Source organism: Tenacibaculum ovolyticum DSM 18103, from assembly GCF_000430545.1.
Taxonomy (GTDB): domain Bacteria; phylum Bacteroidota; class Bacteroidia; order Flavobacteriales; family Flavobacteriaceae; genus Polaribacter; species Polaribacter ovolyticus.
The window spans coordinates 152,328-169,693 of the sequence record NZ_KE387163.1; the positions used below are offsets into that span (position 1 = coordinate 152,328).

At 29.6% G+C, this 17,366-nt stretch carries 15 protein-coding genes; 8 read left to right on the forward strand and 7 right to left on the reverse strand.

Annotated elements, in window-relative coordinates; genetic code table 11:
* Positions 1 to 122 precede the first annotated feature (122 nt).
* The 5 genes from H518_RS0110655 to H518_RS0110675 all read right to left on the reverse strand — a co-directional run bounded on the left by H518_RS0110655 (position 123) and on the right by H518_RS0110675 (position 6,837).
* Positions 123 to 734, reverse strand: a complete 612-nt coding sequence (locus H518_RS0110655) for a DEAD/DEAH box helicase (protein WP_028889036.1) — start codon at positions 732 to 734, stop codon at positions 123 to 125.
* Between the two features lie 109 nt (positions 735 to 843).
* Positions 844 to 1,281 carry a hypothetical protein gene (locus H518_RS0110660; RefSeq protein WP_155995206.1) on the reverse strand — a complete coding sequence of 146 codons (438 nt, stop codon included), beginning with the start codon at positions 1,279 to 1,281 and terminating at the stop codon, positions 844 to 846.
* Between the two features lie 559 nt (positions 1,282 to 1,840).
* Positions 1,841 to 3,748, reverse strand: coding sequence for a UvrD-helicase domain-containing protein (locus H518_RS0110665; RefSeq protein ID WP_028889038.1), 1,908 nt, complete (start codon positions 3,746 to 3,748; stop codon positions 1,841 to 1,843).
* Positions 3,745 to 5,940, reverse strand: coding sequence for an ATP-dependent endonuclease (locus H518_RS0110670; protein WP_028889039.1), 2,196 nt, complete (start codon positions 5,938 to 5,940; stop codon positions 3,745 to 3,747). The genes H518_RS0110665 and H518_RS0110670 overlap by 4 nt, the downstream gene beginning before the upstream one ends.
* A 546-nt stretch (positions 5,941 to 6,486) precedes the next feature.
* Positions 6,487 to 6,837 (reverse strand): LytTR family DNA-binding domain-containing protein, encoded by a 351-nt coding sequence (locus tag H518_RS0110675; RefSeq protein ID WP_316929592.1) that lies wholly within the window; start codon positions 6,835 to 6,837, stop codon positions 6,487 to 6,489.
* 202 nt (positions 6,838 to 7,039) lie between these two features.
* On the opposite strand from H518_RS0110675, the gene H518_RS0110680 reads away from it, so the two are divergent.
* The 6 genes from H518_RS0110680 to H518_RS0110700 all read left to right on the forward strand — a co-directional run bounded on the left by H518_RS0110680 (position 7,040) and on the right by H518_RS0110700 (position 11,242).
* Complete coding sequence (locus H518_RS0110680) at positions 7,040 to 7,444, forward strand: MerC domain-containing protein (RefSeq protein ID WP_028889041.1); 405 nt, start codon at positions 7,040 to 7,042, stop codon at positions 7,442 to 7,444.
* A 111-nt stretch (positions 7,445 to 7,555) separates the two neighbouring features.
* Complete coding sequence (locus H518_RS21440; protein WP_240472524.1) at positions 7,556 to 7,666, forward strand: CobW C-terminal domain-containing protein; 111 nt, start codon at positions 7,556 to 7,558, stop codon at positions 7,664 to 7,666.
* 346 nt (positions 7,667 to 8,012) lie between these two features.
* Positions 8,013 to 8,642 carry an ABC transporter ATP-binding protein gene (locus tag H518_RS0110685; RefSeq protein ID WP_028889042.1) on the forward strand — a complete coding sequence of 210 codons (630 nt, stop codon included), beginning with the start codon at positions 8,013 to 8,015 and terminating at the stop codon, positions 8,640 to 8,642.
* Complete coding sequence (locus H518_RS0110690) at positions 8,639 to 9,850, forward strand: ABC transporter permease (protein ID WP_028889043.1); 1,212 nt, start codon at positions 8,639 to 8,641, stop codon at positions 9,848 to 9,850. The genes H518_RS0110685 and H518_RS0110690 overlap by 4 nt, the downstream gene beginning before the upstream one ends.
* Entirely contained in the window at positions 9,840 to 10,277 is a 438-nt protein-coding gene (locus tag H518_RS0110695) for a hypothetical protein (protein ID WP_028889044.1), read from the forward strand. The genes H518_RS0110690 and H518_RS0110695 overlap by 11 nt, the downstream gene beginning before the upstream one ends.
* Before the next feature lie 68 nt (positions 10,278 to 10,345).
* Positions 10,346 to 11,242: a GTP-binding protein gene (locus tag H518_RS0110700; RefSeq protein ID WP_028889045.1), complete on the forward strand. Its 897-nt coding sequence runs from the start codon at positions 10,346 to 10,348 to the stop codon at positions 11,240 to 11,242.
* A 95-nt stretch (positions 11,243 to 11,337) separates the two neighbouring features.
* Here H518_RS0110700 and H518_RS0110705 read toward each other — a convergent pair whose 3' ends face one another.
* Together H518_RS0110705 and H518_RS0110710 are read right to left on the reverse strand one after the other, a co-directional pair.
* A complete protein-coding gene (locus tag H518_RS0110705; protein ID WP_043706860.1) occupies positions 11,338 to 12,042 on the reverse strand; it encodes a LytR/AlgR family response regulator transcription factor in 705 nt (234 codons plus the stop codon).
* Positions 12,042 to 12,833: a sensor histidine kinase gene (locus tag H518_RS0110710; protein WP_028889047.1), complete on the reverse strand. Its 792-nt coding sequence runs from the start codon at positions 12,831 to 12,833 to the stop codon at positions 12,042 to 12,044. The genes H518_RS0110705 and H518_RS0110710 overlap by 1 nt, the downstream gene beginning before the upstream one ends.
* Before the next feature lie 204 nt (positions 12,834 to 13,037).
* Between H518_RS0110710 and H518_RS0110715 the strand changes: the two genes are divergently transcribed.
* Positions 13,038 to 13,931, forward strand: coding sequence for an ABC transporter ATP-binding protein (locus tag H518_RS0110715; protein WP_028889048.1), 894 nt, complete (start codon positions 13,038 to 13,040; stop codon positions 13,929 to 13,931).
* Positions 13,931 to 17,233, forward strand: a complete 3,303-nt coding sequence (locus H518_RS0110720) for an ABC transporter permease/M1 family aminopeptidase (RefSeq protein ID WP_028889049.1) — start codon at positions 13,931 to 13,933, stop codon at positions 17,231 to 17,233. Before H518_RS0110715 ends, H518_RS0110720 begins: the two co-directional genes overlap by 1 nt.
* The last annotated feature ends 133 nt before the right edge of the window (positions 17,234 to 17,366 follow it).

A 17,366-nucleotide genomic window follows, 5' to 3' on the forward strand; every position in this document is an offset into this window, starting at 1 on the left:
CCTTTCTATTTTACGGTGATTTTAAACAAGAATTAGTATAAATATTAAAACATAAAAAAAGGTACCCTATAGTTATTATACGGTACCTTTTTTTATATTTTAATTGAGTAATATATTTTTAATTAAATTGATACTTTTTTAGCATACTTCATAAAGTAATCTTCAAAACGTTTTAATATTGGGTACATTTTATCAGAATAAAGTACAAATTGACATTTATTAATACTTTGTGTTACAGCCATTAAAGCAGTGTAAGAAGCGTTGTTTGTTAAAAACTGTGCATCATCAATGCTAAATATCTTTACCTGAGAAGTACTTATACCTTCTAATAAAAGTAATTTATTTAATATTTTAGGTGTAACAATAAGAACATCAACTCCTTCAAATATTTCTGATTTAAGTACATCAATATGAAGTTTTTCATCAGCTAAATAAACGCGTAACTCATGATATCTCGTATACTTTAAAAAAGCATCGTTTAATGCTATAGCCTTATCATTATCGCCTGCTAAAACAATAGCTCTTGGTGCATTACCAACAACCTCAAATTTTAATTTATGTAAAGTAGTAAGTATAAGTGCCGTTGTTTTTCCGCTACCTTCAGGTGCAGTACAATAGGTATTGGCACCACTTTTTATTACAGGAATACTAGCTTTCTGAAAAGGAGTTGGTATTGTTATTTCTAGAGATTCTAATTTCTCTTTAATATCGGCATGTAATTTTTTAAAAGGCATAAACTTAACAAATGATTATTTACAGAAATATAAGGCGGCAAATATACAATTAAATTGATGCAATTATTTTTTAATAGTTTTTTTTGAAAGCAATATAATAGCTATAAAATTATGATTTAAAATAGTTAGCATACCCAGCTAAATGTTTTTCCATTGCCTTAAAATTCGCTTTACAAGTAGCTAAATTAGTAGATTCTAAACCTTCAAAAATGGACATCATTGGTTTTAGGTAATTGTGTAATTGGTTGTGAGCTTCGCCTTTCATTGTACATTTTTGAAAGATGGTTGTAAATTCCGTTTCCAACTCATTTTTTAAGCTAGCATAGCTAGTAGCGTTATTCCTGTCTGAAAAAGAATGCATCATCTGTTGCATTTTCTTAATACCTTGGGTAGTTTCTATATTGGTTTGCCACAGTTTTGTATTATCTAAACGAACACCTTCAATTTTTATAGATTTTACGTCAATCTCCTTTTTCTTTTCTGAATTACAGGCGGTTAATAATGTAACTACAGTTAATAATAATAGTATTGTTTTTTTTATCATCATTTGTTTATATTTATTAGTTCAATATTTATTTTTCATTAGAAACCCATATTTTCAGCAGGTATTCCAATTTCTATAAGTTGCTTTTAATTGTGTTTCTTTTTGTATTTGTTATTTTTAATAGTTGGCAGGGCGATTAAATTTCTTAAAATGAGTACGAAACGTTTCATTTTATACGTTTTTTATTGAATTTATAATAAAATTAGATACTTCATTTTACGATCTTCTATTAGTTATTTGTAAGTAGCATCATTAGTATCAGTAAATGCCATGATTAGTGGTTTGGCTACAAACCAGAAATTATTTAAAGATATTATATTTATAAATAATTTCGTTGCACTTATTGGTTTTATTATAGCATAAAACTTAAAAAGAAAGGGCTTTTTTGCTTTATAGTGGTGCTTTATTTTTTAGAATGTTAATTCCTATGTCAATTGTATCAGTAGACGGACTTTATTTACCCATCGTATAGGGTTACCAGTAATTATTTTTACGTATTTATTGGCTTTTACAGCAGGGAAAATAGGTGTTTTTTATACTAAAACCTGACTTGAATTAAAGATTACAAAATTTCTATTTCACTTTCATCGAACCAACCATAAGCTGATGCGTTTGTTTTAACCAAGCTAGGATTATCTGAGTAAGCAATTATAGCTAAACTTTCCTTTGCTCGGCTACAGGCAACATAAAACAAACGTCTAGTTTTATCAACACCATCATCCTTTCCTTCCTTTTTATTTTTTATATCTCTTAGCGAAAGTTCTTTAGATCCAAATAACTTGTCATAGCTAAACGTATTACCTCTAGCTTCCTCATCATCAATTATTACCGAAACTCTAGAATATTCTAAACCTTTTACACCCTGATGAGTAGCGAATCTTGATTCTTCAGAAAGATATTTATCATAATTAATTACCTGAGAAAATGGTGCTTCAAGTGCTATATCCCAGGCATTTATGACTTCGTCAGTAGGTTGGTCATCATAGTCAGAATCATCTCTTTCCTTCTTATCTTTTTCAATACTCATAATCTCAGCTTCTGTTCTTGATGAAATAATTTTGAGAACTCTAGTTAATGTAAATAGACCAGTCTTTTTAATTAAGCGAAGAATATCCGTTAAAAGTGGATCATTATTATCATCCCATAATCCTAAAAGCAACATCACATTGCTATTGATAGTTTTAATATAATCTAATTGTTTTTTTGAAGCTTCTATTACTGTTTTATCAAACAAGGGGGATTTATACCTAACTATTCTTGCAATAGAAAATTTGTCTTCTTTTTTATAAGCATCAACCAAGGGTAAAATAGTTTTTCGAAACAGGTTTAATGATGGTAAGGAGCCATCCAAAAGACTGGTCTTTAATTTATCAGTTTTATAAAGCGGCTCAAAAAGATTAACAAATCCCATCCTTAATGCAGCCATATGATGCTCTAAGATGAGAGTCTTAACATTATTAGGGTTCAACCACTTTTTATCTCCTGAAAATGTTGACATTTTCTCTGCTACAATATTTTCTATTGATGCTTTGCCCTTAGATCGATCAGCAATAAAAAGTCTAACAATTCCATTTGGTTTTTCAGATCTAGGTTGCTGCTTTTGATTATCCACATCCTTACGTATATCATTTATTAAATTAACAATACGTTTGTTAGATCTATGGTTCATCTTTTTTGAAGGTAGTATCCAGTCACTTGGTAGAGATGATCCCAGATCAGGCTTGCCATCGAGATAAATACGTTGCATAGTATCCCCAAATAATCCTAATGAAAAAGATTGTTTTTTTTCTTTTTGCAATGCAAACAACGCATCAACTAATTCTTTTTTTGTGTCTTGGCTTTCGTCTACCAGGATAACAGGAAATCTTGCTGATACAATATCTTGCATTAAAGATTTATTTTCGATAAAATTTGCAACAATTCCGATAACCTCACTATGATTTAAAGAATCTTTCTTTTGACTATTACCATTCGGATTATACGTAAATTGAATGATTTTTGATAAGTTTTTTAATCGTCTTTCTTTAGAATCTATCTTCCTCGCTCTGTCAATAGAACTTTTGTTTTGTAGATTGCGTGATCGAGATTGTTCATCTTCTAGTTTTTCTAAATCTTCTTTTAATTTGGTTTCTAGATATTTTCGAATATCCGATGTAAGTGACTTTATCAATTCCCAAGCAAAACTATGGATGGTATTAACATAAAAAATCGAATCAAATTTAAGCCTATGTTTTATCTCATCTGCAGCTGCATTAGTATATGTAATAATTGCAATTTTTTTATTTTTTAATTCAAAACCTTCTCCAAAATCTTTTTTGAATTTAGTCAATGCTTGAACAAGAGATTTAGTTTTACCTGAACCAGCTCCTGCAAAGAGAAAGAAGCTTCTAGGATCTTTAGGGTTTAAACATTTTGAGATCTGTACATCAACAGCGTCATCAATGTTGTTATTTGTAGGAATTGAACTCATATTGTTTTTGAATTAGTTTTTAGTCCCGTTTTTTGAGACACAAGCTTATCTTCAAGCCATTCTAATCCTTCCTTAATGTACTGAGGTGTTTTAAGAATATTAGGCTCTTTAAAGTAAAAAAGTTCTAAAGCGAATTCAGCTTTTTTTGAAGACGTATCTGTAATTATTTTATACATAGAGTCAGCAGACTTCTTCACTGTTATTTCATTCGTCGCATCTACCATCTTTTTTAATAGACCAGTAGCCTTAGTTATGCTTTTAAATGTTTCTCTATTTTCTAATACTAATGAATCCTCAAAAGTGTAGGGGTAAACGGTTACAGTTTTAGCGTCATCGACTATATCAATGGGTATTTGATAAGCTACTTTTACAGGGAAGGATTTATCTTCTTTATCAATGAGTTTAGTTGAAAGCACAGTGTCTAAATCTCTAATAGCAGGAATCCATTTTGCTAGAGTTGTATTGCCTGTCTCAAATTTTTTACCAATAGCTGGTTGCACTTTTGTCCCCCTAGACATAGGTATAACAGAGTCTAAGTCTGTTATTACTAATGTAATCAGACCCAATGTTTCAATTAGAGGTCTTAATGTATGAGCATGACTACCTCCGATTTCTAAGAGTGAGATATAGCAATTATTTAATTCAGTGTGATGCTTTAAAAAATAAGGAACGAGCATTCTTTCTGCAGGTCCTTCTACAAGTATTGCAGCATCTGCAAAGAATAGATTACTGTGTGTTGTTTTTAAATACCTCTTTGCAAATCTAGTAGAATCAGCATCAGTACCAAAGGTTTTAGATAGATTTACAACAGATGATGTATTTATTGTTCCTATGTCTGTAATATCTCTTTTAAAGTAACGTAAAGCTGTAAAATCAATCTCGTGAGCTACATGATTAGAGTGAGTACTGATAATAAGCTGAGTTTCAAAATCAGTCTTATCTCCTAAATGCTTATGTTTTCTTAATACTTTGTAAGCTTCCTTAATAAAAACTTGTTGTACTTGAGCGTGTAAATGAGCTTCTGGTTCTTCAATTAATACTAAATGAATAGGCTGAAAAACTACCTCAGTATCCGACATACTATAGCTTTTACCTTTCTTCATCCATTTATCTCTAAAACTAATAAGTTTAAAGATCATTGAGATGAGATTTTGATATCCTAATCCATTATATTTTTCTGGCAAGGAAAAACTAGAAACACCATCATTCATTGAATATTGCACTGCAGAATCGTGCTGAAGACTATTTGCTGTATTTATTTCACTACTTAGTGTTATATGAGGATTACCAAAACCAGGATAATTGAGATCTTCAAGTTCTCCCAACGCATCCTTAAAACTAGCTTCAAGGTTTGTGTTGAAAGTTTCCTTAGCTTGATGAATTTGCTCCAAAGCATTAATGTCTGCTTTAGTTGGATTAACATTTGGATTTAGATGTTTCTCATAATAATTACGTAATTGATTGGATAAGTTTTTTGAACTACCACCTTCTAAAGCATCTGTATTAACATCTGTAAAGCCACGTTGCGCATTAATTATATCTACATTAATAAGTTTATCTAATACATCTGTTTGAATAGCCAAATCATTATCAGAAAGTAATTGTGGACTTTCATGTTTGGATGGATCTAAAAGATACGTTTGAACTTTAAAATAAGTACTTAGTTTCTTATCAAGAAAATCGCGTAAATTTTTAGGCCATAATTTAAATGTAGATCCCTTTTTTTCTGAGTCATATATGGCTTTTGAATTATTGGTGATTTCTGTAAATTCATTATAAAGTGCTTCTAAATCCAATGGTTCATATCTTAAACGAACACCAAGAATGCCTCCGTCCCAATCTAATGATGGAATGATATTACTCACGTGTTGCAATTCTGTGTTCTCTACTTTCAGCCAAATATCAAGTGTAGGAACCTCAGTTTCCCAACTTTTTATTGAAAAATCTACTTTAGTTATATCTTTCTCATTTAACCATTTATCTCCAATTGCATTAATTGCAGCCCAATTGGATAATGTAAAGTCTTTAAAGTCGAAAGACCTATTTTTAGTTAAAAATAAAATCATTGCATCCATAGCAGAAGTCTTTCCACTATTATTAGCACCCACAAGAACAGTTTCTTTAGATGCGATATCTATTCGGCAATTTTTTAACTTTCTAAAATTTTGAAGATGTAAAAAATCTATTTTCATATTTAATTATTTTTTTGTGCAAACTTATTCTTTATAAATTAATCTAAATTTTTATTCTCTTTACAATCATACCTCACTTGATGTGTTAATTACTTTATCAAATTTTTAATATTTTTCTGTTTTTTATTAACCTCAAAGAATTACATATTATTATTATTATTATTAAAATGTCTTTAAAAATAATAAAACCAATTGGTATATAATTATGGGAATCCACATTTATACAATATATAGTTCAATTTAAAATCAGTTAGTAATTTTATTTTGATATTTACCTAGAATAATCTCAACATTTCTCAATGAGGGAGAATTAAAAAAAGTAATTTCAATCTCTTCAGAGAAGAAATAAAAGTAACCGATGTTTGATTCTTACTTAATATATAAACGTAAACTTCAATTTTCCCCTAGTAATTCTTATTCCCTGAGAACAAGTTCATAATATTTTTTCAGAACTAGGGGTAACAATTTTGAAATTTGAAATGTAATTTGAAAAGCTCTGATAAAAGAGTTAAAAGATAATTTAATTAAAAGCAACGATTTCCAAACCTATTTTAAAAGCTCATTAACATTCATTTTATACAATCTACCAATAATAGGAACAACCGTATTCCCAATATGAATTCTATTGCCTTCATTACGCTGAATATCAAAAGATTTATGAACTTGCAAAAATTCATTTTCATACAACAAAGCTAAGATATCTGAAATTTTCCCATGTACTGTAATCGTATCTATAGTGGTAAAAACCTTTGTGTAATTTCCTGAAGTTTTCATATATAAAATAATTTTAGCGACTACTTGTATGTAACTATTCTGTTGTTTAAAGAGTATTTGATTATTCGTAGTGTCTTCGTTCTCTTGTTTAGGAATAACTGTTTCCTTATTGGTGTTTAATATGTCATTAACTTTATTTTAATTCCGATCTTAAACGTTCTATCAAGGTAATAACAGAAGTCACTGAAGAGCTGTTATTAAATTAAGTAAAGTTACTACCAATTTAGTTTTTCTAACAATTCCATAAAACAAACACAATGCAACTTAGTTGCGTTAATGGATATTGTTTTTATATTTGCGCCTAAGTTGCATTAAATAATTATTAATGATATTTACAAATCAAAAACCCGATAATTTAGGAGCCATTGCAAGCACACTTTGTTTAATACATTGTGTTGCTACTCCTTTTATTTTTATAATACAAAGTTGCTCAGTAACTTGTTGTAATACGGCACCTACTTGGTGGAAGTCTTTAGATTATTTATTCTTAATAATTTCATTTTTTGCGGTTTATCGTTCTACACAAACAACCTCTAGTTACTGGGTAAAACATTTTTTATGGTTAAGTTGGAGTGCATTGTTAGTTATATTAATAAACGAAAAAATGGTATGGTTTCTTTTAAACGAGAAAGCTATTTATTTTCCAGCATTAACATTAATACTATTACATCTATACAATAAAAAATATTGCCAATGCAGTACAACTAAATGCTTTACAAATGAAGAATAAAGAACAAATGCTTTAAACACCCGTTTATTTGATTATGAAAAAGCTGAAGCTTCTGCAGGATGGATAAAAGAGTTAGAAAATGATCATGTTCAAGAAACTGAAGAATACGGAATAAGTTCTTTTGTATTCAACAGCAAGAAACCATTTCATCCAAACCTTTTTTTAAACTATCTAAATCAAAGTTTTCCTCAAAATATTATTAGAAGTAAAGGGGGGGGTTAGCTTCAAGGTCTAATCAAGCATTGTTATGGAGTTCTACTGGAGGTTCTTGTTAAGCCGATAGTACTGGTGTTTGGTGGGCTTCTATTTCTTTTCAAGAACGAATTGACAGCGCTTCTTTTAATGAGAATAAAAAGCAAATCGAATCAGGTTGGGATGTACTTTTTGGAGGTAGAAAAATAGAATTGGTATTTATTGGACAACATTTAGATAAAGAAGGAATGATTGTTTAATTAAATGCCTACTTACAGATGAAAAAATTGAGTTGTGGAAAAATAAATCATTCACTCAAAAAGATCAATGGCCAATAGCAGTGTAAAATAGGAGAACGGTTTCTATAAAATTTAGAATGATACAAACAGAAAATCTTACATATCAATATAAAAAAGGAACTGCCATTTTCAGTTTTCCAAATATCACTTTAGAAAAAGGAGATAATTTACTCATTTTAGGAGAGTCAGGTATAGGAAAAACAACACTTTTACATCTTTTAGCGGGTTTATTAAAACCTGTTACTGGAAAAATATTGATTAATAAAACACCTTTAAATCATTTAAAAAACAATAAGTTAGATGAATTTAGGGGTGAAAACATAGGTCTTGTTTTTCAGAAAAAACATGCTATCCACTCTTTAAATGTGTTTGATAATTTAAAAGCACGTCTTTTATTTAGTAACGCAGCTATTAATAAAAATAGGATTGAAACTATATTAGAACAATTGGGTTTGTTTGAACTTAAAAAAAGTAAAGTTAGGGAGCTTAGTGAAGGTCAGCTACAACGATTAGGAATTGCATTATCTGTAATACATAATCCACAAGTTATTTTAGCCGATGAACCTACTTCTAGCTTAGATGATAAAAATTGCAAAATTGTTATTGAATTGCTGATAAATCAGGCGAAACAAACCAAAGCCAATTTAATAGTGATTACGCATGACCATAGAATAAAATCATTCTTTCAAAATTCAATTACATTATGAATATTTGGAGTTTTAGTATACAAAATATAAAGTCTAAACCGTTATACACTTTTTTAAGTGTTTTTACATTATCCTTAAGCATAGCCTTGTTTTTGGGAATTCAACAATTAAAAAAATCTTTTGAAAATCAAATAGAAAACAATTTAGGTAAAATAGATGTAGTGGTTGGCGCTAAAGGAAGTCCATTGCAGCTTGTTTTGGCTTCGGTATTACATTTAGACAATCCTACAGGAAATATTTCATACAAAGAAGCGCTTAAAATAAGTAAAAATCCTCTGATTAAATCTGCCATACCAATTTCTTATGGTGATAATTACAAAGGTTTTAGAATTGTAGGAACACTTCATGAATATACATCTCTTTATAATGCTGAATTAGAAAAAGGACATCGTGTTAAAAATGCTATGGAAGTAATTTTAGGGAGTTATGTAGCTCAAAAATTAAACCTTAAAATAGGGGATACCCTATTAAGTTCTCATGGATTAGTAGAAAATAGTGTTGAGGAGCATGATGATTTGTTAACTGTAGTGGGTATTTTAAAACCTACGCAAAAAGTAATAGATCGTTTAATAGTTACTAATTTAGAAAGTGTTTGGGAGGTGCATGATCATGAGGAAGAAGTGAATCATAAAAAACACGACCACAATGAAAGTCATGATAAAAAAGAAATAACGTCATTATTAATTAATTTTAAAAGCCCTAGAGGGCTATTAACGTTTCTTAGACGCATTAACAAGCGCACTAACATGCAAGCTTGCTTACCTAAATACGAATTACATAAACTGTATGAATATACAAGTATTGGTTTTAAAACTATTTCTTTAATAGCGTATTTAATTCTTGTAATTTCTTGTATTACAATATTTATAAGTCTCTATAAAATGGTAAAAGAACGGGCTTTTGATTTGGCAATTTTACGAACCTATGGGGCTAGTAACTTTCAATTGATAAAAATGGTTTTTTATGAAGGATTAATCGTAGTTTTTTTTTCATTTTTACTTGGATTTTTACTGCTAAAAATAGGGCTACGTTTTGTGCTTTATTTTATGGAATCTAACTATCAACAAAACATACTTCAAGAGTTGCCTTTTCAAAATATATTGCAAATAGGAATACTCATTTTAATAATGATTATTATATCAGTTTCATTAGCTATATATCCTATAACAAAGATGAATGTATCAACAATTTTAAGCTATGAGAAATAAAGGTATATATTTAATTTTTCTATTCGTTTGTTCGTTCTGTTTCGGTCAACAAAATGTTACTTGGCAAGACTTATCAAAAATAAAATTTACAGATAAATATTTTTCAGAATATGATGAGTATTTTATGTACCCTACATTTTCAGCTTCAGTAAAAGCTTTGGAAGGGAAACAAATAACAATTAAAGGTTATTTTTTAGATATTGCAGCTAAAGAAAATATATACATGCTATCTAAAGGACCAATGGCATCTTGTTATTTTTGTGGTCAAGGCGGCCCTGAGTCGGCAATAGAACTTCAATTTATAAATAAACAAAACTTTAAAACAGATAATATTATAAGTATAACAGGAATATTAAAGTTAAACAGAGATGATGTTGAACATTTTAATTACATTTTAAAAGAATGTAAAGGAATATTAGTGAAGTAAAACGCTCGTAAAATTAAAAATTAAAAAGGTAAAAGTAACTATAGATAAGAAGTTTAAAGCATAAAAACATGGAAGCTATTATTACTATTGTAGGATTTTTAGGTGCAGGTAAAACAACATTATTAAAACATTTATTAGCCAGCTTTTCTAATAAAGGTTGGAGTCCATTTATTATTCTTAACGATTATGAGAATGCAACTATTGATGCCCAGCAATTTGCTAAGCAAATAGGCTTAAATTGCATTAAGCCTTTAAACGGTAGTTGCATTTGTTGTAACGGTATCGTTGAACTTAGAAATACGGTAAATAGAATTCCTGAAAGAAAAAACGGAATTACGTTGATTGAAGCTAACGGAACATCTGACGCTTGTTCGTTAATGGAGTTTTTGGGTGTTGGTCTAAATGATAGGTTTTTACCTCCCATACAAATTTCGGTTGTTAATGTTAAAAATTGGCAACAACGAGATGCACATAATGAATTGGAAGCTAATCAAATTCAGGTTTCTTCATTATTGGTTTTAACACATCTTGAAAACGTAAATGAAAATCGAAAAGCTCAAGTAATTAATGAATTAAAACAACGAAATCCTTTTGCTAAAATATTAACAATGGATAATTTAGATGTTTTATTACTTCCAGAATTATTACCATCTAAAAACACAGCACAAAAATTAGACCATCAAAAAACGCATTGGGCTTCATCTTCTATTGATTTACCAAACTTACCTAACTCAACATGCATCCATAATATTTGTAAAAGGTTACCTAAAAGTATTCTTAGAGTTAAAGGTTGTACTAAAATTGGTAATGATACTGGTTTCACATACTTTGAACGTACTCCAAATGGAGAAGTATATATAAGACCCTTCAACGGAATTCCCATAACGGGCTCAAAATTACTTAGTATTGGTCCGGGGAGCAAACCTTCTGTACTTGAAAAAGCAATTAAAGAAAGTATTGTTTAAGGGGAGTAACCTAGAAATTAAATAAAAATTGAAACTTAGCAAAATTTAAGCAAGTGTATCAAAATAATCTCGTCAGATTTATTATTATTCCAAACCTACCTCAAAAGCTCATTAACATTCACTTTATACAATTTCCCAATAGGAACAACCGTATTAGCGATATGAATTCTATTCCCTTCAATACGCTGAATATGTTTTGTAGCAATAGCAAATGATTTATGAACTTGCAAAAAATCATTTTCAGACAACAAAGCTAAGATGTCTGAGATTTTACCTCGTACTGTAATCGTATCCATTGTTGTAAAAACCTTTGTGTAATTACCTGAAGCTTCAATATATAAAATAGTTTTAACGGCCACTTGTATGTGACTATTCTGCTGTTTTAAGAATATTTGGTTATTCGTAGGGTCGTTATTTTCTTGTTTAGGAATCGCTGTTTCCTTATTGGTATTTAAAGTATCGTTAACTTTATTTACTGCTTTTAAAAAACGCTCAAAACTATAAGGTTTTAATAAATAATCGGTAATATTAAGCTCATAACCATCAATAGCAAACTCACTATAAGCAGTGGTTACAATAACTTTAGGAGGCAGTATTAAGGTTTTTAAAAACTCAAAACCTTTTAGTTTAGGCATGTTTAAATCTAAGAAAATTAAATCTACTTCATGATTATTCAAATATTCTAAAGCCTCTAAAGCGCTATAGCAGTTTTTTTGTAGCTGCATAGCAGGAAGCATTTCACAATACTCCATAATAATTTTATGCGCTATATGTTCGTCATCTATAATTAAGTATCGCATTAGTATAACTTTAAAGTTAGTTTTGCTTTATAAATATTATCATTTATAGTAAAAGAAAGTGAATGTTTTTTTGGATATACAAGGGCCAATCTTCGTTTTAAATTATGTAAACCAATACCTCCTTCTAATGAAGTTTGATGCTGGTCAAAATTATTTTCAATATCAAAAATAACTTCCTTTTTATTGGCAATTAAATTAATATGAATATACGCTTCTTTTTCTAGATTTTCGAGTCCGTGTTTAAAAGCATTTTCTAACAGAATAATAAAAAGTAACGGCATTATTTTACTATCCAGATGCTCAATTTGACGGTTAAATTGAATGTCCGATTTTTTATGATAACGTATTTCTTGAAGTTCTATATAGTTTTGCAAATACGCTAACTCATCTTTAAGAGTTACCCACTCTTTTTGACCTTCATAAATACTATAACGCATCATATCAGAAAGTTTAAGCACCATTTGTCTTTCTTTTGAATCTTTTTCCATCATTCCATACAGGTTATTAAGCGTATTGAAAAAAAAGTGCGGATTTACCTGACTTTTTAAATGCAATAATTCTGTTTTCGCCTTTTCATGTTTTAGCCGAATAATTGCTCTTATTTGTTTAAATAACCAATAGGCAATTGTAATAAAAACAACTATAAAATAGAACGCAATAAACTCTACAAACCCTTCTAATTTACCAAAAGTGTCATTAAATACTACAATAACGAAACCTATAATAACAAGACTTATTTTATAAAAACGCTTTATAATTTTCTTTTTTTTACCTGATACTTTTAACTTCATAAGCCAATATTAATTAAATAAACCGCTTCCTACAAATAAGTTGATAAACGATTACATAGTGTATACAAACACACCTTTATATGGTATAAAGAGGTTTATAGTTGCGCTGCGTATTTGCATACCGTTTATAGGCTAGTACATCCCATTATCTTTTGTTTTAGAGCCCTTGTAAATATGTTTGTGTGAATCAATTAAAACAAAAACATGGAACTTATAATTAACAACCTCTCTAAAACGTATGCTAATGGTGTAAAAGCATTGCAAAATATTTCTTTAGAAATACCAAAAGGTATGTTTGGTTTATTAGGGCCAAACGGTGCCGGAAAATCTACTTTAATGCGTACCATTGCTACTTTACAAGAAGCAGATAAAGGAAATATTACTTTAGGGAATTTAGATGTTTTAAAGCAACAAAATGAGATTCGAAAAGTATTAGGGTATTTGCCACAGCAATTTGGATTGTATCCTAAAATATCTGCCGAAGTGTTGTTAAATCACTTTGCAGCTTTAAAAGGAATTACAAACAAACCCGCCCGCAAAGAATTGGTAAAATCATTGTTACATAAAACCAATTTATACGATGTAAGAAAACAAAATTTAAGCGGTTATTCTGGCGGTATGAAACAACGCTTTGGTATTGCCCAAGCATTATTAAACAATCCAAAATTATTGATTGTAGACGAGCCAACTGCCGGTTTAGACCCTGTAGAAAGAAATCGGTTTTATAATTTATTAAGTGAACTAGGTGAAAATACCATTGTTATTTTATCTACACATATTGTAGAAGATGTAAAAGAGTTATGCACCAATATGGCGATTATAAACCAAGGACAAGTATTATTAAAAGGAAATCCTTTAAAAATAATAGAAAACCTTGAAGGAAAAGTATATCAAAAAACGATTACAAAGCTTGACTTAGAAAGCTATAAAAATAATTACCAAGTAATTAGTGAGCGTTTGTTTTTAGGAAAACCTATTATTCATATTCTTAGTGATACAAACCCAGGAAATGGATTCTCACCAATTAATGCCGATTTAGAGGATGTGTATTTCTCTCAAATATTTGGTAATACTACGAACCTTAAATCAATTATATAATGATGTGGTATACTATATTTAAGTTTGAAATTCAGTATCGAATTAAACGAGCAGACACCTACATATTTTTCTTATTTCTATTTTTATTTTCGATAGTTGGTGTTGATTTTATTTTTCAAGGTGTTGAAATAGGAGCAATCAAAAAAAACTCACCATTTGTAATTGCTAAAACAATGGCAGCAATTACCGCTATTTTTATGGTACTTGCTTCTATGATTATGGGAGTTTCGGTATTAAGAGACTTTCAGCATCAAATAGAATCACTCATGTTTATAAACCCAATTAAAAAAAGAGATTATTTGTTGGGGAGGTTTTTAGGATCTTTTGTGGTGTTGTTATTTGTGTTTAGTGGACTTTTTTTAGGCATGATTGTAGGTGAGTTTATGCCTTGGCAAGATGCTGAAGCTTATTTAAGTTTTAATCCATTTACATACCTGTATACATTTATAACCATAACGATACCTACATTATTTTTTGGCGCTTGTTTGTTTTTTGTAAGTGGTGCATTAACTAAAAAGCTGGTGGTTGTATACACACAAGGTGTATTTATATTTGTGATTTTTTTATTGACAAAATCAATCGAAAATCAGTTTTGGAAAGGAATCTTTGACCCTTTTTCTTTAACAACACTAACTACTGTAACAGAATCTTGGTCAATCGTTGAAAAAAGTACACAAATAATTCCTTTTTCTAGTGCTTTAGCTTATAGCAAGTTGTTTTGGTTTGTATTAAGTGTGCTTATTTTATTTTTTGGGTATAAAAAGTTCAATTTTAGTGTTGTATCAAACAAACGGTTTAAAGGGAAGGGGCAAAAAAACATTAATTTAGAGGCTAAGAATACTACTAAAATTGAAATTCCTAAAGTAAAAATACAAGAAGGATTCTTTTTTAAATTGTCGCAACTAAAACAGTTTTCATGGTTTTACTTTATAAATATATGTAAACAGCCTTCGTTTTTAGCAATTGTAATTTGTGGTGCCTTTATTATACTAATAAATTCGGTGAGTTTAGGTACTGTTTATGATGTTGATAGTTACCCAATAACTTACTTTATTGTAGAGGAATTACAAGAAACATCCATCTTTTTCTTTATTATAATTATACTTTTTTATTCAGGAGAACTTGTTTGGAGGGAGCGTACTGCTAAATTGAGCCTTATTTATGATGCAACCGCCATGTCAAGCTTTGTTAACTTGCTAAGTAAATACGTTGCTCTTATTTTAATTTGTATTGTTTTAATGCTTTCTTTAATTATTTCGGGTATTATTTTTCAAACAGTAAGTGGGTATTATAATTATGAGTTTCAAGTGTATTTTTATGGCTTTTTTATAGAAATATTACCTTTTCTTGCCTTGTACGCACTCGTAACATTTTTCATTCAATCGCTTGTTAATAATAAATTTATCGGAATTTTATTCAGCTTAGTATTCTTTATCGTTTCCATTACATTGGGCGCATTGGGGTTTAACCATCCGTTGTATAATTTTGGTGGAAATTCTTTGGGAATTTATTCTGATATGAATGGTTACGGACACTTTTTAAAACCATATTTACTAATTAAAACCTATTGGTTACTCTTCGGAATATTCTTAATTATAGCAGCATCACTTTTTATAGTACGAGGAACGGAAACTTCTTTTATAAAAAGAGTAAAAGCTAGTAAAAATCGCATGAGTAAATCGCTCTTAAAATTTACAGTTTTCATTATAGTCTCTTTTACGGTTTTAGGGAGTTATATTTTTTACAATACCAATGTTTTAAATAAGTATTGGACAGCGGCTGAAACAACAAATTTTAGAGTTGGTTATGAAAAAAAATTAAAGAAGTTTGAATATTTGCCACAGCCTAAAATTGTAAGTGTTAATTTAAATGTGGAATTGTATCCTTCTAAAAGAAATTACACAGCTGAAGGTTTTTATATACTTAAAAACACGACTAATATTCCGATTAGCGAGGTGCATATTCAAAAATTAATTGAAGACAATATCGTTATTGACTATCTTAATTTTGAAGGAGGCGCAACTACAAATATGCAATACAGTACCTATAATTATGTAATTTATAAGTTAAAGAGCCCTTTACAACCAGGAGCAGTAGTTAAAATGAATTTTAAACAGTCGTTTACATCCACAGGTTTTACAGGAACAAATTCAAATTCTAATATTGTTGAAAACGGAATTTTTTTCAATAACGAAAATCTTCCAACATTGGGATATGCTAAAAAGTATGAGCTTCAAGATAAAAAAGAACGTATCGCATACCAATTACCTAAAAGAGCAAACAAAGCATTAATAAATGATGCAAACGAGCTATTAAACTCAAGAACAGGAGGCGATTCTGACGGAATTAATTTTGAAATGATTATTGGAACTGAAATAGACCAAACAGCTATTGCGCCAGGGAAAATTTTAAAACAATGGAAAGCAAACAATCGTAACTATTTTCATTATAAAGTAAATGAGAAAATGATGAATTTTTATGCAATTGTTTCTGCACGATATCAGGTTAAAAAAGACATTTGGATGCCTAAATATGAAACAACAAAGCAACCGGTTGAATTAGAAATATATCATCATAAAACACATCAGTATAATTTAGATAGAATGATGCAAGCGATGAAAGTTTCTTTTGATTATTACAGCGCTAATTTTAGTGAATATCAATACGAACAAATGCGTATTATGGAGTTTCCTCGTTATGCAGAATTTGCACAATCATTCCCTGGTACTGTTCCTTTTTCTGAAGCGATCGGGTTTGTATTAGATATTGATGATGAAAAAGATGTAGACATGGCTTTTTATGTTACTGCTCACGAATTGGCACATCAATGGTTTGGTATGCAAGTAGCAGCTGCAAATGTTAAAGGGCAGCATTTAATTCTAGAAACATTATCGCAATACGCAGCATTAATGGTGTTAAAACAAAAATATTCTGATAAAAAAGTACAACAGTTTTTAAAAATTCAACAAGAGAAATATAGTAAAGGGAAACAAAGAGAAATAGGGCAGGAGCCATCTTTAGCTTTGGTAGAAAATCAAGATTATATTTATTATGCCAAAGGTGCCATTGCGATGTATAAATTGCAACAATCAATTGGAGAAAACAACGTGAATTTAGCCTTAAAACAATTTCTTAAAGATTGGAACAGTATAAATGGTTCGTTAAAATTAAGTACGAATAGATACGCAACAAGTAAAGATTTACTTGCTTATTTTAGAGCAGTTACTCCAAATGATTTACAACATGTAATCACAGAACTTTTTGAATCTGTAGAAAAAATTAGCATAAACGAAGCGAAATAACGTGAGTTCGATGTAGGAAAAAAGTGTTAGTTCTAGTGAAATTCTGAAAGAATTTAGTAAAGAGAACAACATTTTTCGTTTTTAAATTTTCTAAGGAAAGTTGCTCGATATAATAATTTATAAATGCAGGTTT